This is a genomic window from Brunnivagina elsteri CCALA 953 (assembly GCF_002289455.1).
In the GTDB taxonomy this organism is placed as follows: Bacteria; Cyanobacteriota; Cyanobacteriia; order Cyanobacteriales; family Nostocaceae; genus Brunnivagina; species Brunnivagina elsteri.
The window spans coordinates 1-3,624 of sequence record NZ_NTFS01000539.1 but is presented as its reverse complement, the minus strand read 5'-3'; the positions used below and the strand labels follow the sequence as shown (position 1 = coordinate 3,624).

Sequence of the window (3,624 nt, the reverse complement as noted above, 5' to 3'; positions counted from 1 at the left end):
GTATAAGATGTGTGATTAAAATCACTTGCATTGATAATATACGTCACTTGTTTTGACTGATTCATATCAACTTAGAGTAGTGAAAAATATTCCACAGTGGAAAGATATTCACCCCTAACTACGATCCAAACTAAACAATGATTCGCTCTCTGATTGAATCTGCTTTCCAAACTGGATATTTAAGCGTTGCATCCGAAGGTTTACTTTTGCAAATGCTATCCACAAAAAGCTTCCTACCAGATGATTTTACGGCTTTATTCACACTCCGTGATGCCGTTAGTGCTGGAACTGTAAAACGAGAAGCATCCTCAAATGCCCTGTTTGAACAACTGGAAAGCCATAAGTAAACCTAATTTAGTAACATCTGTGAGTAGGAAAGCGATCGCAAAACGTAAAGCTGTGGAGCAGTGTGTTGTTGAGATCAATTTTTATAAATTTTTAATGGCATAATCTTCTTAGGGTGATGCCAAAGGTGGAATTTTTTGCTTAACTAAAGTACAATTACCATTCCCAAGCAATCTCACAAATTATCTAAATCTACTTTTTCTATGCTCTTTTGCTTGTAATCCACCCTACCAAAAAACTAGACGGAATTATATAAACTGCAAAAACAAAAACTGTTTCATTATTATTACTCAATTTTTTTTTAGGTCAGGCAAAGAATGAGCTAAGATCATAATACATTAGGGTAAAAAGAAAAGCCTAGTCCCTAGAGTTCCCAGCGATGCCAAAAATTACAAGTCGGCAACTCATACAACCGCAATTAACTCTAATTTTAGAGTATAATTTATTACATAGTAATAGAAAGGAACCACCAGTGATGATTAATCTGGTAAGGCAATATCCTGAGTTATACGACTTCTATGAGGTAGATATTCTCTGACACAACAAGCCGAGTTTAAGAATTGCTGTTCAGAGGTTGAGTACAATGAAAGCGTTGTACAAAGACTTTTCTCAGAACTGAACAAAAGCGAGCAATTTTTGGATTTCGTCTGAAATTAAAGCTACTCTTGATGCGTCAGTTTTTCGGACCTTCAAAAGATGCCATTGACTGGGCATAAAACCCAGATTGTAATAGAATTAACTTTGTATAAAAAGGCAGAAGCAGTAGATGCTACACCGCAAGATTTATCAATTGTGCTGCGATGGGCGAGAAGTATGCGTTTTCTTGCGGGACCAGCAACGCTGGATAGAACGCGCTCGCATCATCGAGATAGAAGGGGATTTAGTCACCTTACGGTACGAAACTGACGAAGAAGACGAACTTTGTTCTTGGGAAGAAATGGTTCGTTTGGAGAGTATAGGAGCTGTCACCCAAAAATTGGCTTCTGTATCGCGTAGCAACGTTGAACCGCTTTTAACGGAGGATTGTCCGGAAGCCGAACGTATCCACAAGCATTACCCAGACTCGAATCCAGAGTAAAGTGTAGGGGAGACATTCGGTTAGGGATATATATTTTGTGATATGCCGACCGCATTAAGCTCGCGAAACTTTGCTGGAGGATGCATCCCCCAGCAATATTTCGCCGCTTATCGCGTTGTTGCAGTTGCGATTTACAAAATATATTCCCCCGTAGAGACGCGATATATCGCGTCTCTCTTAATATTGCATTTTTATATATTGCATTTTTAAATTTTAGGTTGGGTTTGACCTTCAAAAGCCGGACAATAACCTTCAAGAGTGACGCGGAAATTGTACAATGGCGAAGCTTGATTCCAACAACGTCCTCCGCGCTGATGTCGGCAAGTTCCGCAGCAGTCAACATCTTGCCAGACAAATCTATCGCTAGTTTGATTCATTAATTCCCGTTGCGATAACCCACGCAAAACTAATTCTTCCCCTTGCCAACGTGCTTCAATTAATCCGGTATCAGCAAATTGTCGCCAACGTGGGTCAGCCGCGATCGCATCAGGCAATGTAATTGTAACTACCGTGCCTAACTCCGTAAGTTCCCCCTCGTAATTAGTCTCTGGCGGGGCTGGTTGCAAAAATGTATCGCCAATTGGTAGTTGAACTAATACACCAGGAACTGGTGAATGTACGTGGTAGCGATTTTGTAATTCATCCAAACTAGTTAAATCAGCTAAATAAACAGGCGAACCGTGAACGAAGATAACATGCTGCGGTCGCAAATTATGAATTAGCTGGGTTGTACCGGGACCATCGCTATGCTGTGCCAAAAAGTAATTTTCGACTTGTACGAATCGAGATAAATTTTTGTTAATTTCCTTGTCAACTTCAAAGTTACTTTTTTCTGGTAACAAAATTAACCAAGGTCCGGTTCCGGATTGGCAGTATTCTTTAATATCAACAATAAAGTCGGTAAGTACAATACAAGGGGCATTACCAACCACAGCACGCCTCTCTGGTTGAAGTTTTCGTACACGAGGACGCACCCGCTCATCCCAAAATAAAGGCTGATGGCGGGCAAAATTTTGGACAGAAGCAGGTAAGTGTGGCAATAGTTCCAAGTATGTATCACAACCAGTAACCACAGTACCATCAACCCAAATATCTAAATCGCGTCCAGTGAAGTGGTGATGACTACGAAGAAGCATGAGTAATTCCTGTCCCAATCCCAACCCTGGAGAGGGCATAAGCACAGAATATCCATCTGCGATCGCGCGGTTAATTTTTTCTGCAAGTTGGTTTTCTTGATTGCGTCGGTGAGGATGTCTGGCAGTACCGTAGGAACCTTCAATAATCAACACATCAAGTTCCAAACCCCGCAGTTCCTCCAAGCGTAAACCCTCAACTAAGCGAGAATTTGATAGGAAAAAATCCCCAGTATAAAGCAGTTTGTAAGTGCGTAGTGGGGTTGTGTAGGTCAATAAAATCGCCACAGCACCCGGTAAATGTCCGGCGGGAAACAATTCTAGAACTAATCCTGGCTTGAGTTCAATTCGCGATCGTAATGGCAAGGCTTGGCAAAATTGTAAATTTTCTTTATCCTCCCGTTCCAGCCAGTTGAGAGGTAATAGTTTGCTTGTCACCTCGCTACCATAGATTGGTAATAATGGGTACATCTCATGAATTTTTAAAAGACCCCGCGCATGATCGGGATGAGCATGGCTAGTCAGAACAAAATCAGCAGGTAATGGGGATTTACCCTGACGTGCCGATTTAGTCACAGCCTGCACTAAGCTAGAAATATCGGACAAACCACAGTCAAGCAAAATTCGGTGTTGTCCCATCCGTACCAAAAGACAAACACCCTCACCGTTATGGTCAACCCCATACGCAAAGCATTCTAAATCACAAGTTGATTCCCCAACATCAAACTGGGAAGACACCGAAATATCTTTCCCATCAGGCAGATGCTCAGTATCATCGCTATCGTTAAATGATTCCTTCTTTGAAGGATTATCGCTCATGCTGCTACATAAAACTTGTGTAACGCTATTTACAAGCCTAACATTTCAAGGTTCCCTCTTAAAGCTGGGATCAAGTCTTTAAGTTCTGATATTTCCCCAGCAATAATTTTCTTAATATCTAACACTTAACTCCTTTTAGTAACCTAGATTTCATAAAACACATAACCTCTAGATGCGGGGGAAACTAGAAATCCTGTTCCCTCCCCTTCACAAAAACGGTGTACACACAAGTCTGTTTTCCCCTGATAC

The 3,624-nt window shown here is 41.3% G+C and carries 4 protein-coding genes; 3 read left to right on the top strand and 1 reads right to left on the bottom strand.

The features are described from left to right. The first annotated feature begins 137 nt into the window (after window positions 1-137). The 3 genes from CK510_RS27935 to CK510_RS27930 all read left to right on the top strand — a co-directional run bounded on the left by CK510_RS27935 (window position 138) and on the right by CK510_RS27930 (window position 1,423). Window positions 138-347 carry a hypothetical protein gene (locus CK510_RS27935; RefSeq protein ID WP_095724756.1) on the top strand — a complete coding sequence of 70 codons (210 nt, stop codon included), beginning with the start codon at window positions 138-140 and terminating at the stop codon, window positions 345-347. A gap of 377 nt (window positions 348-724) precedes the next feature. Continuing rightward, a complete protein-coding gene (locus CK510_RS32440) occupies window positions 725-883 on the top strand; it encodes a hypothetical protein (protein ID WP_169927035.1) in 159 nt (52 codons plus the stop codon). Window positions 884-1,111: 228 nt separating this feature from the next. Further along, window positions 1,112-1,423, top strand: coding sequence for a DUF6679 family protein (locus CK510_RS27930; RefSeq protein WP_095724755.1), 312 nt, complete (start codon window positions 1,112-1,114; stop codon window positions 1,421-1,423). A gap of 206 nt (window positions 1,424-1,629) precedes the next feature. Here the strand turns inward: CK510_RS27930 and CK510_RS27925 are convergent, their stop codons facing one another. Beyond that, window positions 1,630-3,375: an MBL fold metallo-hydrolase gene (locus tag CK510_RS27925; protein ID WP_095724754.1), complete on the bottom strand. Its 1,746-nt coding sequence runs from the start codon at window positions 3,373-3,375 to the stop codon at window positions 1,630-1,632. Window positions 3,376-3,624: the final 249 nt, after the last annotated feature.

Bases quoted from the DNA above. Each gene is read 5' to 3' on its own strand.
- CK510_RS27925 (WP_095724754.1), bottom strand. From the start codon at position 3,375: ATGAGCGATAATCCTTCAAAGAAGGAATCATTTAACGATAGCGATGAT.
- CK510_RS27935 (WP_095724756.1), top strand. From the start codon at position 138: ATGATTCGCTCTCTGATTGAATCTGCTTTCCAAACTGGATATTTAAGC.
- CK510_RS27930 (WP_095724755.1), top strand. From the start codon at position 1,112: ATGCTACACCGCAAGATTTATCAATTGTGCTGCGATGGGCGAGAAGTA.
- CK510_RS32440 (WP_169927035.1), top strand. From the start codon at position 725: ATGCCAAAAATTACAAGTCGGCAACTCATACAACCGCAATTAACTCTA.